Raw genomic sequence first — 17091 nt, forward strand, 5'->3', positions numbered from 1 at the left:
TTTGAGCGTAGTTTTCCTGTGCACCGTTTGATGAAACGGATCAGTAGGAATGATTAAATTGCCTTGCTAATGGATAACCGGCAATTTAGGAGGAACAGATTGGGCAGCGAAGTGTCATGGCTCGGACAGTTTGTTTTCGTGACAAAAGTACTATCTTTGTTTATTAAACCAAATAAATACTTTGTTTATTATGAAAAATACCGCTTCCGGCTCTGATAGAGTGATTTGGATGCTTAAAACGGCCGGTCCGCAGCCTTTGACGGCCATCGCGGCTGAATTGAACATCACCACGGAAGGTGCGCGGTTCCAGCTTCTGAAGCTGGCGGGAGAGGGGCTTGTGCAATCCTCGACGGTGTCGAAGGGACGGGGGCGCCCGCAGCAGATCTGGGCATTGACGAAAGAAGGAGAGGGGCGTTTTCCGGATGCGCACGCGGAGCTTACCGTAAAACTGATCAGTACCATCCGTGAAACCCTAGGGCAGGACGCATTGAACGCGGTGATCGAGGCGAACAGCCAGAACGGCCTGCGTAAATACATAAGCGAAACAGGCGGGGCCACCGATCTCGAAGACCGCATTGCCCGGTTAGCCGGTATCCGCGACCAGGAGGGTTATATGGTTGAATATGTGAAAGATGAGGAAGGTTACCTGCTCATCGAAAACCATTGCCCGATCTGTGCGGCCGCGACTGCCTGCCAGGATTTTTGCCGTTACGAATTGAAAACGTTCCAGACGGTGCTGGGCGACGGTGTGGACATCAAACGCGTGGACCACATACTGGCGGGCGCGCGCCGCTGCGCATACCGCATCAGCGAGAAGTAACCGGAGAGCTTCCCATGGCACTCCCCGCGGCCTGATATGTGCGAAAGTATGTCTGGTAAGGTGTATATTCTTTAAACTTACTGTGATACAATAAATTGAGACTATATTTATGAAAGAAGAAATCAGTCTGTAACCAGTATGTCCGCCAGTGCATCTAACAGCAGTCCCATTAACACGCCCGTAGTGTTGTCCTACTTTTCCCAAAGCGGGGATCCGAACGATCCTTACCTGGATTTTTTACAGGACGAGTACCGCGCCATCACCGATTCGTGGGAGAAGTATCAGCAAACAGCTTCACCAAAAAGCATTAATGTGTTGTATCCGGCGCGTGGCGCCGCGGATGTAAAGCAGATCGACGACGATATCCGGGCATTCAAGCACCGGATCATTCTTTTTCATTTCAGCGGACACGCCGGTTCGCAGCTGTTGCTTTTCAAAGATGGTTCGGCTCATGCCAAAGGACTCGCCGGGTTGCTCGGTGAAGCACAAAACCTGAAAGTCGTCTTTCTGAACGGCTGCGCGACCCACGATCAGGTTAACCTCCTGTTTGAGAAGAACGTGAAGGCTGTGATCGCTACCCGTGGAAAGGTCAATGACGGGGTTGCCAGGGACTTCTCGGAAACCTTTTATGAGGCCGCCTCTTCAACCGATTACACGATCCGCGAAGCGTTTGAACACGCAGTCAATACCATGATCAAGGACGGACGCATTGCACCGGAAACTTCGACGGCATTGATCAGCTGGCGCGGCATTGCCAAAGACAGCAGCGACGAGAAGGACCGGTGGGAGTTGTTTGTCAAAGAAGGCTTTTCTGACCTTGACAGCAGGGACTGGTGGAAAATAGGCGTCATCACACCCGGACGGAAAGAATTGATATCGGGCGGCTCGTTCTGGGATCGTGGACAAATATGGCTTTCAGCGCTGCTCTTCACGCTTGGGCTGGCCATTATCGCTTACGGCATTTTCTTTCAAAATGACATCAAGGTCGCAGGCATCGGTGTTGCTTCCTGCTGTGTTGGAATTTTTGGTTTTAAAAACCAGCAGCGTTACGTGACGGCCGAACTAAACCCCGAGCTGGTAGATGAAGCCATGCGTAAAAAACTCCGGCTCTTGTAATCCCCTTCAAACCCTATGAGCACTCTTCAAGAATTTGAACATGCGCAAAGCCGCCTGAGCCGGGAAATTACCTCCCTGAAAAAGCAAAGCGTGCTCGCGCTGGCTTTGGCCGTCGTTTTCATTATCTCGACCATCGTTTTGATCGTCCAGGTGAAGCACGCGAATAAACAACTTAAAATTTCCGAAGACAGGCTTAAAGTAATGAACGACAGTATCCAGGATCTTAACAAACAGTTGAATACCTGGCGCGTTTCGCTGATCACGAAGGAGATCGAGAAACCCAAGGAAGCTGTCAAACCATCCCGACCGCATATTTCGGCAGGGCATGAGATAGCGGTGCCGATTGTGGTAGCCGAGCCGCCCAAACCCTTTCTCGGCCTGATCGTTTACATCCATGATCGCAAGGGTAGCCAGGTTTCGGATACATTGAAAGCTGCGCTGCTCGCAAAAGGCGCGATTGTCCCTTCCATTCAGCATATCGGCAATTCGATGCGGTTTGGCAATGCGGTGAAATACTTCCATCCAAATGAAAGTGAGACTGCGGAAACCCTGAAAAGTCAACTGGACCAAATTCTTGGCAGAAAGGCAATCCAGGCCAGGGTGCCGGTCCGCTATCTGGCCAACGACAAAGTGCCGATTGGCCAATTCGAAATCTGGATTGATAAATGAAATAATGGCCATTGAACCATCGGAGAGGTCCTTCGGTTCGTCAACTAAAATTTTAAAGAAATCCTGGCTGTGCAATTCTCCTTGTTTGATGTCATTGTCTTGATTGGGATACTTCAAGGCCTCATTGCAAGTGTCCAGCTCTTTTTCAATAGCCGGCGAAACGCGGACAAGTTGTTGGCCTGGATTTTACTTACGACTGTCCTGTTAAACTGCAAGATATTGCTGCACACGCTGGGCCTGTGGAACACCCGTTTTTTTCGTTATTTCCCGCTGGCTGTTGATCTGACGATCCAACCGTTGTTGTATTTGTATGTAGTTTCAATTACCGGGTCCCTCCCCAAACTCCGGCGGCCGGTCATACTCCATCTTTTGCCTTCTTTCTTGTTAATGGGGCATGCATTACTGGTCTATGTTCGCGTGCTGCCGCTCGACGACTTATCAGAGAAAAGCAAGGTAGCAGCGGCCCTTGCCTATAACCCAGTCAAAGAAATCGAAGACTATTTATCGGTTCTCTCCTTTGGTGTGTATCTATTTCTCAGCATCAGGCACTTGAAAATGTACAGATCCTGGTTGTATGATACGATATCCGACAGCTCATATCCGACCTACGGTTGGTTGAGAAATCTGTTGTTGCTGATGAGCGGATTGACAATACTATTGCTCGCTAACATTACGCTCGATTACGGGATGAACTACGGGCAAGCCAATTTTTTCCATTGGCAGTTGTTTTATTTCCTGATGACGGTGATCGTCTATTACATCGGTTTTCAGGCAAGCAAACAAACAACCTTATCTTTACCGGCAGCCGTCATTACCGGGAAAACTGACCCGGTCGCGCCGGTGTCACCGGAGAAACTGCTGCAAGTACGGACGGCGATTGAGGTGTTGCTGGAAAAAGAGAAGATCTATCGAAATCCGACGATTACGCTGGCAGAAATGGCCCGGCGATTGGATGTGTCGGCTAATGTGTTGTCTTTCACAATCAGCAAATCTTACGAAAAGAACTTTCGCGATCTTATCAATGAATACCGGGTGGAGGAAGTAAAAGACAAGCTCGCCAGCGGTCATTTATCCCATCTGTCGATTCTGGGAATTGCATTGGATTCGGGTTTTAACTCCGAAGCGAGCTTTTACCGGGTCTTTAAAAAACATACCCACCGCTCCCCGAAGGAGTTCCAGGAGCAGCCCCGCTAGGCGCTCAACTTACATTTTGCGAAAACAAAACAGCTTTTTTGACCTCTCAAATTTCATTTTGAGAGGTTTCATTGTGCTCAGTTCCCTTGTTTTACCGAAAATCCGGTAGGGCGCATTTGCCCGGCGGCAAATCATGTTAACATATGAACCAACTTTTATGCGCCTCGCTATTTATGCTATTAAGTGCAGGCATTTACAATCAGGACAACCACACCACAACAGTCACAGAGAAGAAACCGGGTAATGTCCTAATGGCCGTAGTGGCCCACCCGGACGATGAGCTGCTGATGGGAGCTTTATTGAGCCACTATACCGCCAAGGGTGTGAAGGTCCATGTGGTAGTGGCAACAAACGGCGCGTTGGGGCATCGACAGAATCATTGAAAAATTCATTGTTTTAAAACCGTTTATCCCAACTAGCCATGAAGAAGATTGTTTTTGTTTTTGCATTTCTGTTTGTCTTTCAAGAAGCTTTTTCTCAATACCGGAAAGTTAACATTCCGGCAGATTCGACGCTCAAAAGGCTTATGCATGCGTATAAGGTTCCGGCGTTGGCGATTGGAGTGATTGAGAATAACCAGGTCTCCCAGGTGAAAGTGCTTGGCGAGCTCAGGAAGGAAATGCCCGCCCCTCAAAACGCTATTTTTCAGGTAGCCTCACTCACGAAGCCTGTTACCGAAATGACAACTTTACGGCTGGTCAGCAAAGGGCTGTGGGATTTGGATGAACCGCTGTTCCATTATTGGACAGATCCCCAGGTAGCTGACGATCCGCGTCATAAGCAACTTACTACCAGGCATGTGATCTCGCATCAAACGGGATTTGTGAATTGGAGATGGTTGCATAAGAGCGGCAAGCTGACCTTTGATTTTGAACCTGGAATGCAAACGCAATATTCCGGTGAAGGGCTGGAATATTTGAAACGTGCATTGGTAGAAAAGTTCAACTTGCCATTTGACGAAATTGTCGCGAAATATCTTCTCAAACCCGACAAAATGATCGACACCCGATTTTACTGGGATAAGGATATGGACGAGAGCCGGTTTGCGGTAGCACATGATCGTGATGGTGAACCGCTTCCGGTTAGGAAATATACGGAGCCGTCCGCCGCGGATCTGCTGATGACCACTATTGCCGACTACACCCGATTTGGGGCTAATGTCTTGAATAAAAGGGTTTAGATGATCGTACATATCGCGAAATGATCACATTTCAGGATAAAAAGCAGACATATGGATTGGGATGGCAGCTCTTTAAAGGCCTGAAAAACGATGAATTTGCGATAACGCATTCAGGTGCCGATCCCGGTGTACGGACTATCATCATACTATTGCCGAACTCGCAGCGGGGGATCGTCCTATTCACCAACAGCGATAACGGTATGTCTCTGATTAAGAATATTTTGAGTCAGTCACTGGATCTTGGTGATGAAATAATTGAGCGTGCCCAATAACCTTACTCAATCGACGCGCAAATCCTATTGTAATTGCATAAAACTGGCACCGATCACTTTTAACTCATCATCAAAGCGTTTCCAAACCCTGAAATATCTGAATTTCCCTTCCAGTGGTGTCCCCATCATTTTTCCTTTCGCTGTCATAGTAACGATTGAAAGTGCGGTGTCGCCAGCTATTTTAATCTCATCAATGATCGTTGAAGCGTCTTCAATGATCATTGTTTTTGCCTTGTGTGAATCCAGGTCCATTTGTTTAGTCAGGACTTGCCCTGTCGGCGCAACTGCGATTAAATCATTATGTAGCAGTTGATCAAGAACGTCCACGTTGCTCACAAGTTGAGCCGAAAAAAGTTTGTTTTCAGCCTCAATAACGTCTTGTTTGGTCATTCCTATTTTTTCCATATTTATGTTCCTGCTTTTTCTGTGAGGCTTTCCGTGTCATTCCGGATCGAGACAATTCACATTCGGTACCATGGAGCACTGCCCGGCTATAAAAACCGGGAGAATCCATTTGGCATTGTATCGTTGCTCGCGAAGCAAAAGTAGATCGGCTTGCTAATAAGTGGTTGTCGGTAAAACTGAGATTATATGTGATTTGCTTGAGAAAACAAGGTAGGTTCGGGGAAGGGCCGGCAATTGATCGTTTGGCAGCAGCGTAATTTGTAAATAAAGAACTGGTACCTAATGCATTAATCACTCGTAAAGGAGCTATACGCTACCGGAAATCACTCGGGTTGGCGCCACGGTAGTCGGGGCCTCGCTCCATTTGCAGTGATGCTGATGGCTTGAATTAACGCGCCTTGCGCAACATGGGGCGTAGTATCGGCGAGCTGCCAGATTGAATTTCAGCTATCACTTCGAAGCCATAACGCTGATAAAGGGGGACATTCTTAGGATTGGACGATTCCAGATAGGCCATTATTCCATCGCGGTCGACGACTTTGAGTGCCTCGGTCATTAATGCCGAACCTATGCCGGATCCCTGACAAACCGGGTCCACCCCGATCATCGGCAGATACCAGTGCGGCTGGGTTGGATGAAACTTTTCCATTTGTTCAAAGATTACCTGCATGTCTTCTTTAATGTCGTCGCTGGTGGCATTCTCGAATATCTCCTTCAGGGACTCTTCGTCCGATGAAACGCCAGGAGGCAGCCAGAGGGCAGCGCCGGTATAACCATCGGTAATATAAGCCGTTCCGTTTTCGAACGCGCCTCCGCCAAATGCCCGCGCAAGCGAAGGGAAAGTTTCCAGATACCTGGCAGGATCCGAAAAAGACCATCTGGCCATTGGGTCGGTACTAAACGCCAAAGTCAATACGCCGATGACGATGGTCTGATCATTGCTCAAAGCTATTCGTGTTGCCATGTTGAACTCGTTTTTACATGAAGAATTGCTCCGAAATAATCTTTCCATCTTCCACAACGTACACGCATAGTTCCGTCAGTTTCTCCCGGTCCCGGCCTTTCATTTTCATGTCCATCGTCAACACAAAACAAAACGAATTTCCTGCAATCAATGGATCTGAAACCGTAGTACCATGCCGGGATTCCACCATGGCACTGAATTTCCTGTCTTTTTCCATCATGGCGGCCAGTCGCTTGGTTTCCTTGTCAAAGCCGGGAAATTCAACCGGTTCAATGCTCACCGCATTTTCTGCGTACAGCTCTTTAAGCGCTTGCGTAAATTGTTCTTTGCGGCAATAATCTGCCAAATGTGTTGCAACCTGATCGACAGTCATAGCTATTGGAGATTCGTGAAAACAGTTGGATTCGAATAACAAATTTTCCTTTTCAAATCGGTGTGCAAAAAGTGTTCCTTGAGGGTGACATTCTGCAATGGGTATAACTAGTTTTTTTGTTGGGCCGAAGCTATGCGGCCACAGGGCGCTGAATGATTTACCCGCAGCCGCGGACGGCCTGAAAAGAATTTGTTAATTTACATCGGGAAACACGGGAAGCACTTACAAATGGATTCTATCTACGCCACGCAGGAACGGGAGATTAGTGACGAGCTTTGGAGTCAATTCAAAGCCGGTAATCCTGATGCTTTGGGCCAGCTGGCTGATATTCATTACCGGAGCCTGCTGAACTACGGGACGAAATTCTCCCGTGACCTGGAATTTATCCGCGATTGTATCCAGGACGTTTATCTCCAGTTATGGGAAAGAAAGCTTTTCCTCGCCGAGGATACCGTGGTCAAACCTTACCTCTTCAAATCGTTACGTAATAAAATCTTCAAGGAGAGTATTCGCCTGAAACGCCTTGGAGAGTCATCAGAACTGCTGTTCGAGCCCGAGGATTCTTCCGGGACGATCGAGAGCAGTCTGATTGAGGATGAACTTCAGAATCGGGAATTGTACAGGCTGAATCGGATCATTTCCGGGCTTTCCAAAAGGCAGCGCGAAGTGGTCTATCTCCGGTATTATCAAGGGCTCGGGAACGATGAGATAGCCGAAATTATGGATATCGGCAAGCCGGGTGTGGCCAATCTCCTGTCCAAAACCCTGCGTGAAATGCGCGAACAATGGGGCGCTTATCTTTGGTTTTTTTGCTGCTATTTTCTTTGGTCAAAAGGGCATTAGAGAGTGTTTTAATGGCCTTTTTGAAATTTTTTTGAAAAATAATGGTGATAAATCGGTGAATCGCGGATAATCATACCAAAGGAGTGTGTTCGTGCACATTTTAACCCTGTACAGCCACCATTTATGAGCAATGAAAGTAATATCGGATTGGAAGAGTTAGCGGGTAACCACGCATTTCGCAAGTGGGTTTTAAATCCGGCGGACCCTTCTGCGTCCTTTTGGGAAGGCTGGATGAAAGAGAATGAAGGCAGGCGTGAAACAGTGGAAAAGGCGAGGTTGTTTGTCCTGGCTCTGGAAGAACAGTTTGGAGAAATCACCGATGAGCAAATAGCACAGGAAGACATCCGGAAATTGGTCGATCGGGTGAAAAACAAGGACACCCGGACGTCCGTCATGTCGGGTTCACGCAGCATTTGGAGAAGAGGTTACTTCTGGCGGATCGCTGCATCGTTGATTCTCCTGGGAAGTCTGGGATTGTGGTATGCGCAAATGAAGAGGACCCGGGTGCCGGTTATCGTGCAGACTTACACGGGCTCGAAAAATACGGAGTGGCTCACAAAGCTGAATAGCGAGGATCAGACATTAACAGTCCTGTTGAGCGATGGCTCCGTGGTTATGCTCGAAAAGGGAGGAGAATTGATCTACCCGGCTGAATTTTCGGGGAAGAATCGGGCGGTGTATCTGAAAGGGGATGCATTTTTTGATGTGACCAAGGATGCACAAAAGCCATTTCTGGTCTTCGCAGGCCAGACAGTAACCAAAGTTCTGGGTACCAGCTTCCGGGTTAGAACCAACAAAGAGGATGGCGGCGTGCTGGTGGCGGTGAAAACCGGAAAAGTGTCGGTTTACAATCAAAATGAGTTCAGAAATGATGGCTCCGACTCGGCCGCAAGCGTTGTGTTGACACCCAATGAAGGAGTCGTTTTTAGTGCAAAAGCCAAAAAGAACGAGAAGGAGGTAATCCGCGACCTGACGATACTCGAAAGCTTGCCGGATGAATCGGACGTCGTTTTCGAAGAACGGCCGGTTTCCGAGGTTTTTGACAGCATTGAAAAGAAATACGGGATTGAAATTGACTATGATGAGACCCGGCTGGCTTCCTGTGTCGTATCGACGGTTTTCAGGGAAGAGGGATTGAAACAAAGGTTACATGCAACGTGCACGGCCATCGGAGCAACGTATAGCGTGAAGGGTGAGAAAGTTACCGTGCATTTAGCCAAAGGCTGCAAATAAAAACGCGAATCAACTACCTAACTATATCGTAATCTCTAAACCGCTTTCCTGCCTATGAATTAGTATTATTCACAAAAAAAGCCAGCAGTGTTTGCCCCACTACTGACTTCCATTTTTTCCCGGAGCTATGCAAGCGTCCTTCGCAAAAAGGACACGGGACCAATTTGTCCGATTCTGAAAAGAACAAATCATTCAAAAGTATGAAAAAACGTCGACAAAGAACTCAGCTGTTACTGATAGCAATGAGAATTTCATTTTACCAACTTTTACTGGCCGGTCTGTTCGCGGGGGTTTCGTTCGCGAACACCGCGGGTGCGCAGGAGCTTTTGAAGCAAAAGGTGTCCATTCATGTTAAAAATCAGGAGATTAAAAGTGTTCTGAAAGAACTTGATAAGATTTGCGACGTACATTTTACCTATGCGCCGTCGATCTTTCCGGCCCGGCATCGGGTCAATGTTCAGGTAAGCAACAAGTCGCTGGGAGAGGTTTTAGATGAGCTGCTTACACCTCTGGAAGTCATCTACCAGGTGGACGGTCAGCAAGTGATTTTGAAGAAGGAAGAAAGTGAGCCGGGGCCGACGACGGACGGAGCAAACAACTCCACATTGCTGGACAAGCAGATCAAAGGGACCGTGAAAGACGAAAAAGGGGATCTGTTGGCGGGCGTTACGATCATGGTGAAAGGGTCGAACCAGGGCACTGTGACGGATGCGGCAGGGAGTTTCTCGCTCAATATGTCGGATACCGATGTGAATACCGCCGTACTGGTTTTTAGTTTCGTGGGATACCAGTCCACCGAAGTTCCGGCCAGCGGGCAAACGACTTTTGACATTACCTTGCAGCCGTCTGTAAACCTGTTGGAGCAGGTGGTCGTAACGGGCTATGGGTCGAAAAAGGCGAAGTACCTTTCCAGTTCTGTGGCGGTGATACCGAACGAGAAATTACGGGATGTCACTTCGAATGAGCTGTCGAGCCTTTTGCAGGGTAAGGCCCCTGGCGTAGTGGTATCCACCAGCTCGGGAGATCCAACCAGCGGGTCGAATATCCTGATCCGTGGGGCAGGTACCATTTCGGCCAGCACAGCCCCGCTGATCATTGTGGATGGGAATATCGGCGGTTCCTATAATCCTACCGATATCGAGTCGGTTACCGTTTTGAAAGATGCTGCCGCTACCGGTCTCTATGGATCCCGCGCCGCAAATGGGGTGATCATCATCACGACCAAGATGGGAAAAGCCGGTAAGACCAAAATCGATTTCAGTACCACTTTGGGCTTTGCCGAGGCGACAACCGGAAATTTCAAGCTGATGAATTCCCAGCAGTTGTACGATTATCAGAAGACGTTTTACGACCGCGATCCGTCCATCGTGAATACGAATACCAATTGGTGGGACCTCGCATTCAGAAAGGGTTTCGTGAATAGCTACACCTTGTCGGCGTCGGGAGGTTCGGACAAGACCCAGTTTTATGTTTCCGGTAACTATTACAAGGAGCAGGGAACCGTGTTGGAAAACGATAAAACGGGGTATAACTTCCGGTCCAATATCACTTCTCAATTGACCAAAAAATTGAAATTGAGCGTTTTGTTCAATGGTATTTTCACGCAGGACAATTACGAAAACAGCGGCACGCTTTATGATGCTTATGTAAATATGCCTTTCGATGCAGCATATGGTGCGGACGGAAGTCCCATCGACGGCCGGACTGCTGCAAACTGGCAGGGGAGGGACCGCGAAAACTTTTTGCATTCCCTACCATACAATTATTCCAAAGCAAGAAGTCTGAATGTCAATACGGACGTCAACCTGGATTATGCCATCACGCCCAAGCTGACATTCTCGACTTACAACCGCGTTCGCTTTTTCGACTATAAAGACGCCAGTTATTACGATAAAAGAACCAAGCAGGGCGGTGCGAACGGGGGCGAATTGTACAATTCCCGGTCTTATACCAGCCGCATACTGACGTCGAACCGGTTGCGGTACGAGGAGAGTTTCGGATTGCATAACCTGGCTGTTCTCGCAGTAGGCGAAGCGGAGCGCAATTATTACGACGATGCCGCAATTTCGGGCAAAGGCCTTCCTCCGGGCAGGGATGTGATGTCGGTGGCTACGGACATCATCAATAACCCGACGGGCGGCAACGACCAATACAGTTTCAGCAAATACCTTGCGCAGGCCGACTATAATTTCGACAACCGTTATTTCGCGATCGCGTCTTTTGTGCATGAATATTCTTCCAAATTCGGAAGCAATAATCCGGCGGGTAACTTTTATCAGCTGGGCGGCTCGTGGATCGTCAGCAATGAAAACTTCATGAAGCAGTGGAAAACCATCAGCTTCCTGAAACTCCGCGCCAGCTACGGAACGGTGGGGAATGCCGATGGTATATCCAATTACGCGGCATTAGGGCTATACAGTATCTCGCAGGACGCCAGCTATGCCGGACTCCCCGGAGCGGCCCCCTCACAGAAGGGCAACCCGGATTTGTCGTGGGAGAAAATGAAAACGGCTAATATCGGTGCCGAAATCGGCTTGTTCAACAACCGGCTCGATCTGACCGTCGACGCTTACGAGAAAAAATCAAGCGCTCTTTTGTACAAACAACCTTTGCAGGCTACCACCGGATACAGCTATCGCTGGGTCAATGCAGGGGCCGTCAGAAACCGTGGTATGGAGTTCAGCGCCACTTCGAAGAATATCGTAGGTACCTTTAACTGGGAAACGAACCTGAATGTGTCGTTTAACCGCAACAAGGTTTTGGAGCTTAGCGACGGAGCGACGGTGTTTAACTCCGGTGCACGTCAGCCGATTGCTGTCGGGCACAATATGGACGAATGGAACCTGCCCATCTGGGCCGGTGTGGATCCCCAAAACGGAGATCCGTTGTGGGAGAAAATCGTGACCGACGCAGACGGCGCGAAATACAAAGTGTTGACCAACTCTTACAGCTCGGTAGCCACAGCGCAATCGCGGCAGTTTACGGGTACCTCGGCAGCTCCGAAATTTACGGGCGGGTTGAGCAACACCTTTTCCTACAAAGGCATAACCCTGAGCACGTTTTTCAATTTCGTATACGGCAATGAGATTTATAACAACAGCCGGGCATATTTCGATAACGACGGTTTGTACGAAAGCTACAATGCGATGGTTTTGGCCAAAGGATGGAGCAGATGGGAGAAACCCGGTGATATCGCCACGCATCCGAAACCGATCGTCGGCGGAAATCACGACTCCAACCAGTCGTCGTCGAGATACCTGGAAGATGGAAGCTATATCCGTTTGAGAAATATCAAACTGAGTTATGCCTTGCCGGCAGCCTGGCTGGGTAAAAGCGGGATCTCTAATCTGAATATCTTCCTGAGCGGGGATAACCTCTGGACCGCAACCAAATTCTCAGGCCCGGATCCGGAAGTATCTTTTACCCAAACCGATCTCAGCTCCGGGGTTTCCAGTTTCAAATATCCGATCAGTAAGAAATTTCTGTGCGGAGTAAATATTTCATTCTAAATCAGATACGCGATGAAAGCGAACGATCTTTATAAATATATCCTGTCAGGCGTATTGATATTGGGAGCATCGGCCTGTGAGGAAACTTTTGCTCCTTCCACGGCCATCGAAGAAACCTCGGCGCTCACCAACGCGGGGGATGTCGAAACGGCCACCATCGGTACCTATGCGGTACTACGCAATCCGTCCTACGTGCGAAGCGTCCACTTCCTGACCGAGTTCCCCAGCGACGAGGTGGCTCAGGGACAGTCCTCTTCCGACGACCTTACGCGGGCTTACCGGTATACCCACATCAACACCTCCTCGCATTGTACCAACTTCTGGGGGCAGGCCTACAAGGTAATTGCCGCAGCGAACAAGATCATTGCCTATGTGCCGGACGACGCATCGGCGGATTTGAAACAGCTGAAAGGAGAGAATTTGTACCTGCGCGCGATGATGCATTACAATCTGGTGCGCGTTTTCGGGCGGCCATACCCGCAGGGCAGCGGCGCGGGGCCAGGCGTGCCCATATTGCGGGACGGTCTTTCGGATGAAGAAACAACGGGCCTTTCCAGAAGTTCTGTGAAGGAAGTATACGACTTCGTGATCGCAGACCTTTTGAAAGCGGCTGACCTCATGTCGGTTGAGAAGGGTAACTCCTTCGCTTCCAAAGAGGTGGCATACGCGCTCCTGTCGCGGGTGTATCTGTACAAGGAGGATAATGAGAATGCGGTTAAATATGCCGATTTGGTGATCGAGTCCGGACGGTATTCGCTGGTCGATGGCACCAATTATCAGGGATATTTCAAAATGGACCCTGAGACAAATCCTGAAACGATCATGTGCATCCGCCATACCAAAGTTCAAAACCAGGATTTCTCGGCGATTGGATCGATGTATTTCAGCGGCGATGTGGCCGGCAACCCGGCCGGACAGGGCGTCAGCGGTTGGGGCGAAATATATGCTTCCGAAAAGCTGGTTAACCAGTATGCATTGCATCCGAAGGACCTGCGGAAAAGTTTCATTACGCCTTATGTGTTAAATGGCGTACAGCAGAAGAACCTGAAACTGACCCCGCAGACGCCCATGTATTATGTCAACAAATACAACCTTCAGGAGAGCATTATCAATCTCAGCTCGCCGGTGTATTTGCGCCTCGCAGAAATGTATCTGAACCGTGCCGAGGCCAATGCCAAGCTGGGTAAAACCACCGCCGCGCTTGCCGATGTGAACATCATCAGAACAAGGGCGGGGCTGAGTGACGCGCTTTACACGTCGCTGCCGACCGGTAAAACGGCGCTGGATATCGTATTGGAAGAGCGTTGGATGGAATTGGCGTTCGAAGGGCACCGTTCCTACGATCTTTTCCGCAACAACCGTCCGATGACCCGGAATTATCCGGGAACGCATTCGCTCAACAACACCCCGACGACAAATGTCAATCAGACGGTACCGGCTACCGATGCCCGCGTGATATTTTTTATACCGCAGTCCGAAATAGATAAGAACAGCAAACTGACCCAAAATCCGTAAACTGCCATGCATGATTTTAAACGGACGCCAATATCTGTTACTATGAATAAATTTTGGTTGATTACTGCCCTGTTTTTAGCCACGCTGACGTGCAGTTATGGTTGCACCGATGGTGCTGATACTGACCCAAAAGAAGAGGTACAACCTGATCCGACACCCAAAGTGAGTATTCCCTTAGCCGGGAATGCCTATATCACCAAAGGGGTAGCCGGGCAAACTGAAAAGATCACCAGCGAGGGGCTGGTCAACTGGGCCACACCCGGCGTTGTGACAAGCATCTGGTTCCGTGCGGCGCAGGCGGGAGAGCTCACGGTGTTTCTAAAAGCCGGTATTACCGGCGGTGGAACAAGCAAAGTGAAGGTGAGTGCGAACGGAGTTCCTTTTGAGGTGGGGTTGACCGGAGCGGAAGCAAAGACCTACTACGCCGGGAAAGTGAATATCGCGGCAGCGGGTTATGTGAAAGTGGATCTGGAAGGCGTCAGCAAATCCGGCTCCTCGTTTGCCGATGTGTCCGATGTTCAGATCGGCGGGGTCGCAGCCAACGGCGCGATTTACGCCAACGACCCCGAGAACTTCTATTGGTCAAGACGCGGGCCGTCGACGCACGTCAATTATACCATCCCGGCCGGTGATATCGAATACTTTTACAATGAGCTGGTCGTACCGGAAAAGGAGGATCAGATTGGTTCCTTTTTCATGTGTAACGGATTCGCTCACGGGTATTTCGGTGTACAGGTGAAATCGGAGTCGGAGCGCTGGGTTTTGTTTTCGGTCTGGGACCCTGACGGCGGGACAACCGTACCCGTTAAATCGGGAGAGGGCGTGGTAACCAAGCGTTTCGGCGGCGAAGGTGAAGGAGGGCAGAGCTATTTTGTTTATAACTGGAAAGCCGGTAGTACGTATAAATTCCTGACAAAGGGCAAACCGGATGGTGCCGGAAACACGCTCTATTCGGCGTGGTTCCGAGGCCCGGAGCACAATCAATGGCAATTTATGGCCACCTGGAAGCGCCCACTGACGACCACCTATCTGGCCAGAATACATTCATTCCTGGAAAACTTCATTCCCGAACAAGGCTATCTGGAACGCAAGGGCACCTGGGGCAACCAGTGGGTGAGGGACGTGAATGGCAAATGGACCGAGGTAACTGCATTCAAGATGGGTGTGGATGCCACTGGCAAAAACAAACAGAGGATGGATTTCGGGGGAGGTGTGGAAAACGGCCGGTTTTTCCTCAGGAACGGTGGTTTCTTTAATACCTATGTGGAGGCGGGAACGCCCTTCACACGTCCCGCAGGAGGGCAGCAGCCACAAGTTGATATCGAAAGTTTACCTTAAAAATGGAGAAAAAATGAAAAAGAATATATTTCAACTCATGATGGCATTGGTAGTAACCACTTCATTTTTAGGTTGCTCTGATGATCGGATAGACTATCCCCTGGCTGCCAAAGCTGATCGTTCGAACTGGGCCATTAGTGCGGTGTCCAGCGAGCAGGGAGACGGCTCCGAGAATACAGGCTTGGCTTCGGCCGTGCTGGACGGGGATGTGAACACCATCTGGCACACCCAATATGATCCCGAACACCCGGCGTATCCGCATTGGTTTGTCGTGGATATGAAGAAGGCCAACAAGATGATTTCAGTAGATCTGACGGCGCGCCAAAACAACAAGAATGGTTTCACCAGGTTCAAATTGGAAGGAAGCGCCAATGGCGAATCATGGACAAATCTCGGAGAATTCAAATTCGTCCCGGCAACCATCACGCCGCAGAGTTTTCCGGTTTCCTCGGCGGTCGGATACCAGTATCTTAAATTTACGGCATTGGAAGGGCTCGCCATACATACGTTCCTGGCCGAAATGGAGGTATTTGTGAATGAGTAAACCACGGTTATAACCCGGAATTCAAACGTAAAAATTAAAAAGAGGGTAACAAACAGCATATTTGGCTGCTTGTTACCCTCTTTTTTTGACACAAGATCTACCCAGGCTCGCGAATAGATCGGAACCCGCGCCCGGATGATACCTGCTAGGTTGTTTGCGGTTTGTTAAAGAGTCCCACTATTCGTTTGGCCAGCGTTACAACCGCGGCAACGAGTAAGCCGGCGACCAATCCAAGTACAAACTCCTTGATGATGCCCGGCAGACCGGGGTATAAGTCGTGCAAGAAATGGATGTTATGCGTAAATATTCCGCCTGCAACAAGTAGCAGCGCGAAAGTACCCACAATCCCCAGGAGACGGATAACAACCGGTAACGCAGCAACGAGCAAATTCCCAACCTTTGCAAGCGGACCTGCGTTTTTCGTCCGGCGAATCAGGCCATATCCGAGGTCATCCATCCTGACAATGAGTGCTACAATGCCGTAAACTCCGACTGTGGCGATCAATGCAACCGCGGACACGGTGATGATTTGTATCATCGACTGTTGGGTTGAAACGGCCCCAAGTGCGATGATGACGATTTCGACCGAGAGGATAAAGTCCGTTGTTATCGCTGATTTAATTTTCGATTCCTCCTGTATCGTAACAGGCACCGGCTGTTCCTCCTGCGTTGCCGCTCCGGACGGCTCATGTTTGGATTTAGTGAAAAATTCTATGATTTTTTCTGCCCCTTCGTAAGCCAGATAACACCCTCCGAAAATGAGTATGTAAGTAATTGCTACCGGGACGAACGCGTTGAGCAACAGCGCGATCGGGACGATAATCAGTTTGTTTATCAATGACCCTTTGGTAATTGCCCAGAGGATGGGTAGCTCTCTTTCTGCCAGAAATCCGGTTGCTTTTTCTGCGTTGACCGCCAGGTCGTCACCTAAAATTCCTGCTGTTTTGCGTGTCGCCATTTTGGTAGCCAACGCAACATCGTCCATTAATGCAGCTATATCGTCGAGTATTGCGAAAAATCCTGATGCCATTCAATATAATTTATTACCAATTTAAAGCCTGCAAGCGCAGGAAACCCAAAGTAAATAAAAGAAGTTGAAATTGATTTCGATATTTA

General features: G+C 49.2%; 17 protein-coding genes. 13 read left to right on the top strand and 4 right to left on the bottom strand.

Annotated features, from left to right (window positions below; genetic code table 11):
• Positions 1-190 precede the first annotated feature (190 nt).
• The 7 genes from CLV60_RS00235 to CLV60_RS34835 all read left to right on the top strand — a co-directional run bounded on the left by CLV60_RS00235 (position 191) and on the right by CLV60_RS34835 (position 5251).
• Complete coding sequence (locus tag CLV60_RS00235; RefSeq protein ID WP_106593387.1) at positions 191-820, top strand: helix-turn-helix transcriptional regulator; 630 nt, start codon at positions 191-193, stop codon at positions 818-820.
• Positions 821-958: 138 nt separating this feature from the next.
• Complete coding sequence (locus CLV60_RS00240) at positions 959-1936, top strand: CHAT domain-containing protein (protein ID WP_106593388.1); 978 nt, start codon at positions 959-961, stop codon at positions 1934-1936.
• Positions 1937-1951: 15 nt separating this feature from the next.
• Entirely contained in the window at positions 1952-2605 is a 654-nt protein-coding gene (locus CLV60_RS00245) for a hypothetical protein (RefSeq protein WP_106593389.1), read from the top strand.
• Positions 2606-2779: 174 nt separating this feature from the next.
• Positions 2780-3799 carry a helix-turn-helix domain-containing protein gene (locus CLV60_RS00250; protein WP_146151493.1) on the top strand — a complete coding sequence of 340 codons (1020 nt, stop codon included), beginning with the start codon at positions 2780-2782 and terminating at the stop codon, positions 3797-3799.
• Between the two features lie 173 nt (positions 3800-3972).
• Positions 3973-4182, top strand: a complete 210-nt coding sequence (locus tag CLV60_RS00255) for a PIG-L deacetylase family protein (protein WP_106593901.1) — start codon at positions 3973-3975, stop codon at positions 4180-4182.
• Positions 4183-4220: 38 nt separating this feature from the next.
• Entirely contained in the window at positions 4221-4979 is a 759-nt protein-coding gene (locus CLV60_RS00260; RefSeq protein WP_106593391.1) for a serine hydrolase domain-containing protein, read from the top strand.
• Positions 4980-4999: 20 nt separating this feature from the next.
• Positions 5000-5251 carry a serine hydrolase gene (locus CLV60_RS34835; protein WP_106593392.1) on the top strand — a complete coding sequence of 84 codons (252 nt, stop codon included), beginning with the start codon at positions 5000-5002 and terminating at the stop codon, positions 5249-5251.
• Positions 5252-5275: 24 nt separating this feature from the next.
• Here the strand turns inward: CLV60_RS34835 and CLV60_RS00270 are convergent, their stop codons facing one another.
• The 3 genes from CLV60_RS00270 to CLV60_RS00280 all read right to left on the bottom strand — a co-directional run bounded on the left by CLV60_RS00270 (position 5276) and on the right by CLV60_RS00280 (position 6993).
• Positions 5276-5656 carry a nuclear transport factor 2 family protein gene (locus CLV60_RS00270; protein ID WP_211302163.1) on the bottom strand — a complete coding sequence of 127 codons (381 nt, stop codon included), beginning with the start codon at positions 5654-5656 and terminating at the stop codon, positions 5276-5278.
• A 388-nt stretch (positions 5657-6044) separates the two neighbouring features.
• On the bottom strand, positions 6045-6620 hold the full coding sequence (locus CLV60_RS00275) for a GNAT family N-acetyltransferase (protein WP_106593394.1): 576 nt from the start codon (positions 6618-6620) through the stop codon (positions 6045-6047).
• Between the two features lie 13 nt (positions 6621-6633).
• Positions 6634-6993 carry a SnoaL-like domain-containing protein gene (locus tag CLV60_RS00280; protein WP_106593395.1) on the bottom strand — a complete coding sequence of 120 codons (360 nt, stop codon included), beginning with the start codon at positions 6991-6993 and terminating at the stop codon, positions 6634-6636.
• Between the two features lie 228 nt (positions 6994-7221).
• On the opposite strand from CLV60_RS00280, the gene CLV60_RS00285 reads away from it, so the two are divergent.
• From CLV60_RS00285 to CLV60_RS00310, 6 genes are all read left to right on the top strand, one after another.
• Positions 7222-7836 (top strand): RNA polymerase sigma factor, encoded by a 615-nt coding sequence (locus CLV60_RS00285; protein ID WP_106593396.1) that lies wholly within the window; start codon positions 7222-7224, stop codon positions 7834-7836.
• 123 nt (positions 7837-7959) lie between these two features.
• Positions 7960-9069: a FecR family protein gene (locus CLV60_RS00290; RefSeq protein WP_106593397.1), complete on the top strand. Its 1110-nt coding sequence runs from the start codon at positions 7960-7962 to the stop codon at positions 9067-9069.
• 242 nt (positions 9070-9311) lie between these two features.
• Complete coding sequence (locus tag CLV60_RS00295) at positions 9312-12578, top strand: SusC/RagA family TonB-linked outer membrane protein (RefSeq protein ID WP_170118666.1); 3267 nt, start codon at positions 9312-9314, stop codon at positions 12576-12578.
• A gap of 12 nt (positions 12579-12590) precedes the next feature.
• Entirely contained in the window at positions 12591-14093 is a 1503-nt protein-coding gene (locus CLV60_RS00300) for a RagB/SusD family nutrient uptake outer membrane protein (RefSeq protein WP_106593399.1), read from the top strand.
• Positions 14094-14135: 42 nt separating this feature from the next.
• A complete protein-coding gene (locus CLV60_RS00305) occupies positions 14136-15431 on the top strand; it encodes a DUF3472 domain-containing protein (RefSeq protein WP_170118667.1) in 1296 nt (431 codons plus the stop codon).
• Positions 15432-15444: 13 nt separating this feature from the next.
• On the top strand, positions 15445-15975 hold the full coding sequence (locus tag CLV60_RS00310; RefSeq protein ID WP_170118668.1) for a discoidin domain-containing protein: 531 nt from the start codon (positions 15445-15447) through the stop codon (positions 15973-15975).
• A 145-nt stretch (positions 15976-16120) separates the two neighbouring features.
• On the opposite strand, the gene CLV60_RS00315 is transcribed toward CLV60_RS00310, so the two are convergent.
• The gene (locus tag CLV60_RS00315) at positions 16121-17005 is read right to left on the bottom strand and encodes a DUF808 domain-containing protein (protein WP_106593401.1); all 885 of its coding nucleotides are present in this window, start codon (positions 17003-17005) and stop codon (positions 16121-16123) included.
• Positions 17006-17091: the final 86 nt, after the last annotated feature.

Origin of the sequence: Dyadobacter jiangsuensis, from assembly GCF_003014695.1 — a bacterium.
Taxonomy (GTDB): Bacteria; Bacteroidota; Bacteroidia; order Cytophagales; family Spirosomataceae; genus Dyadobacter; species Dyadobacter jiangsuensis.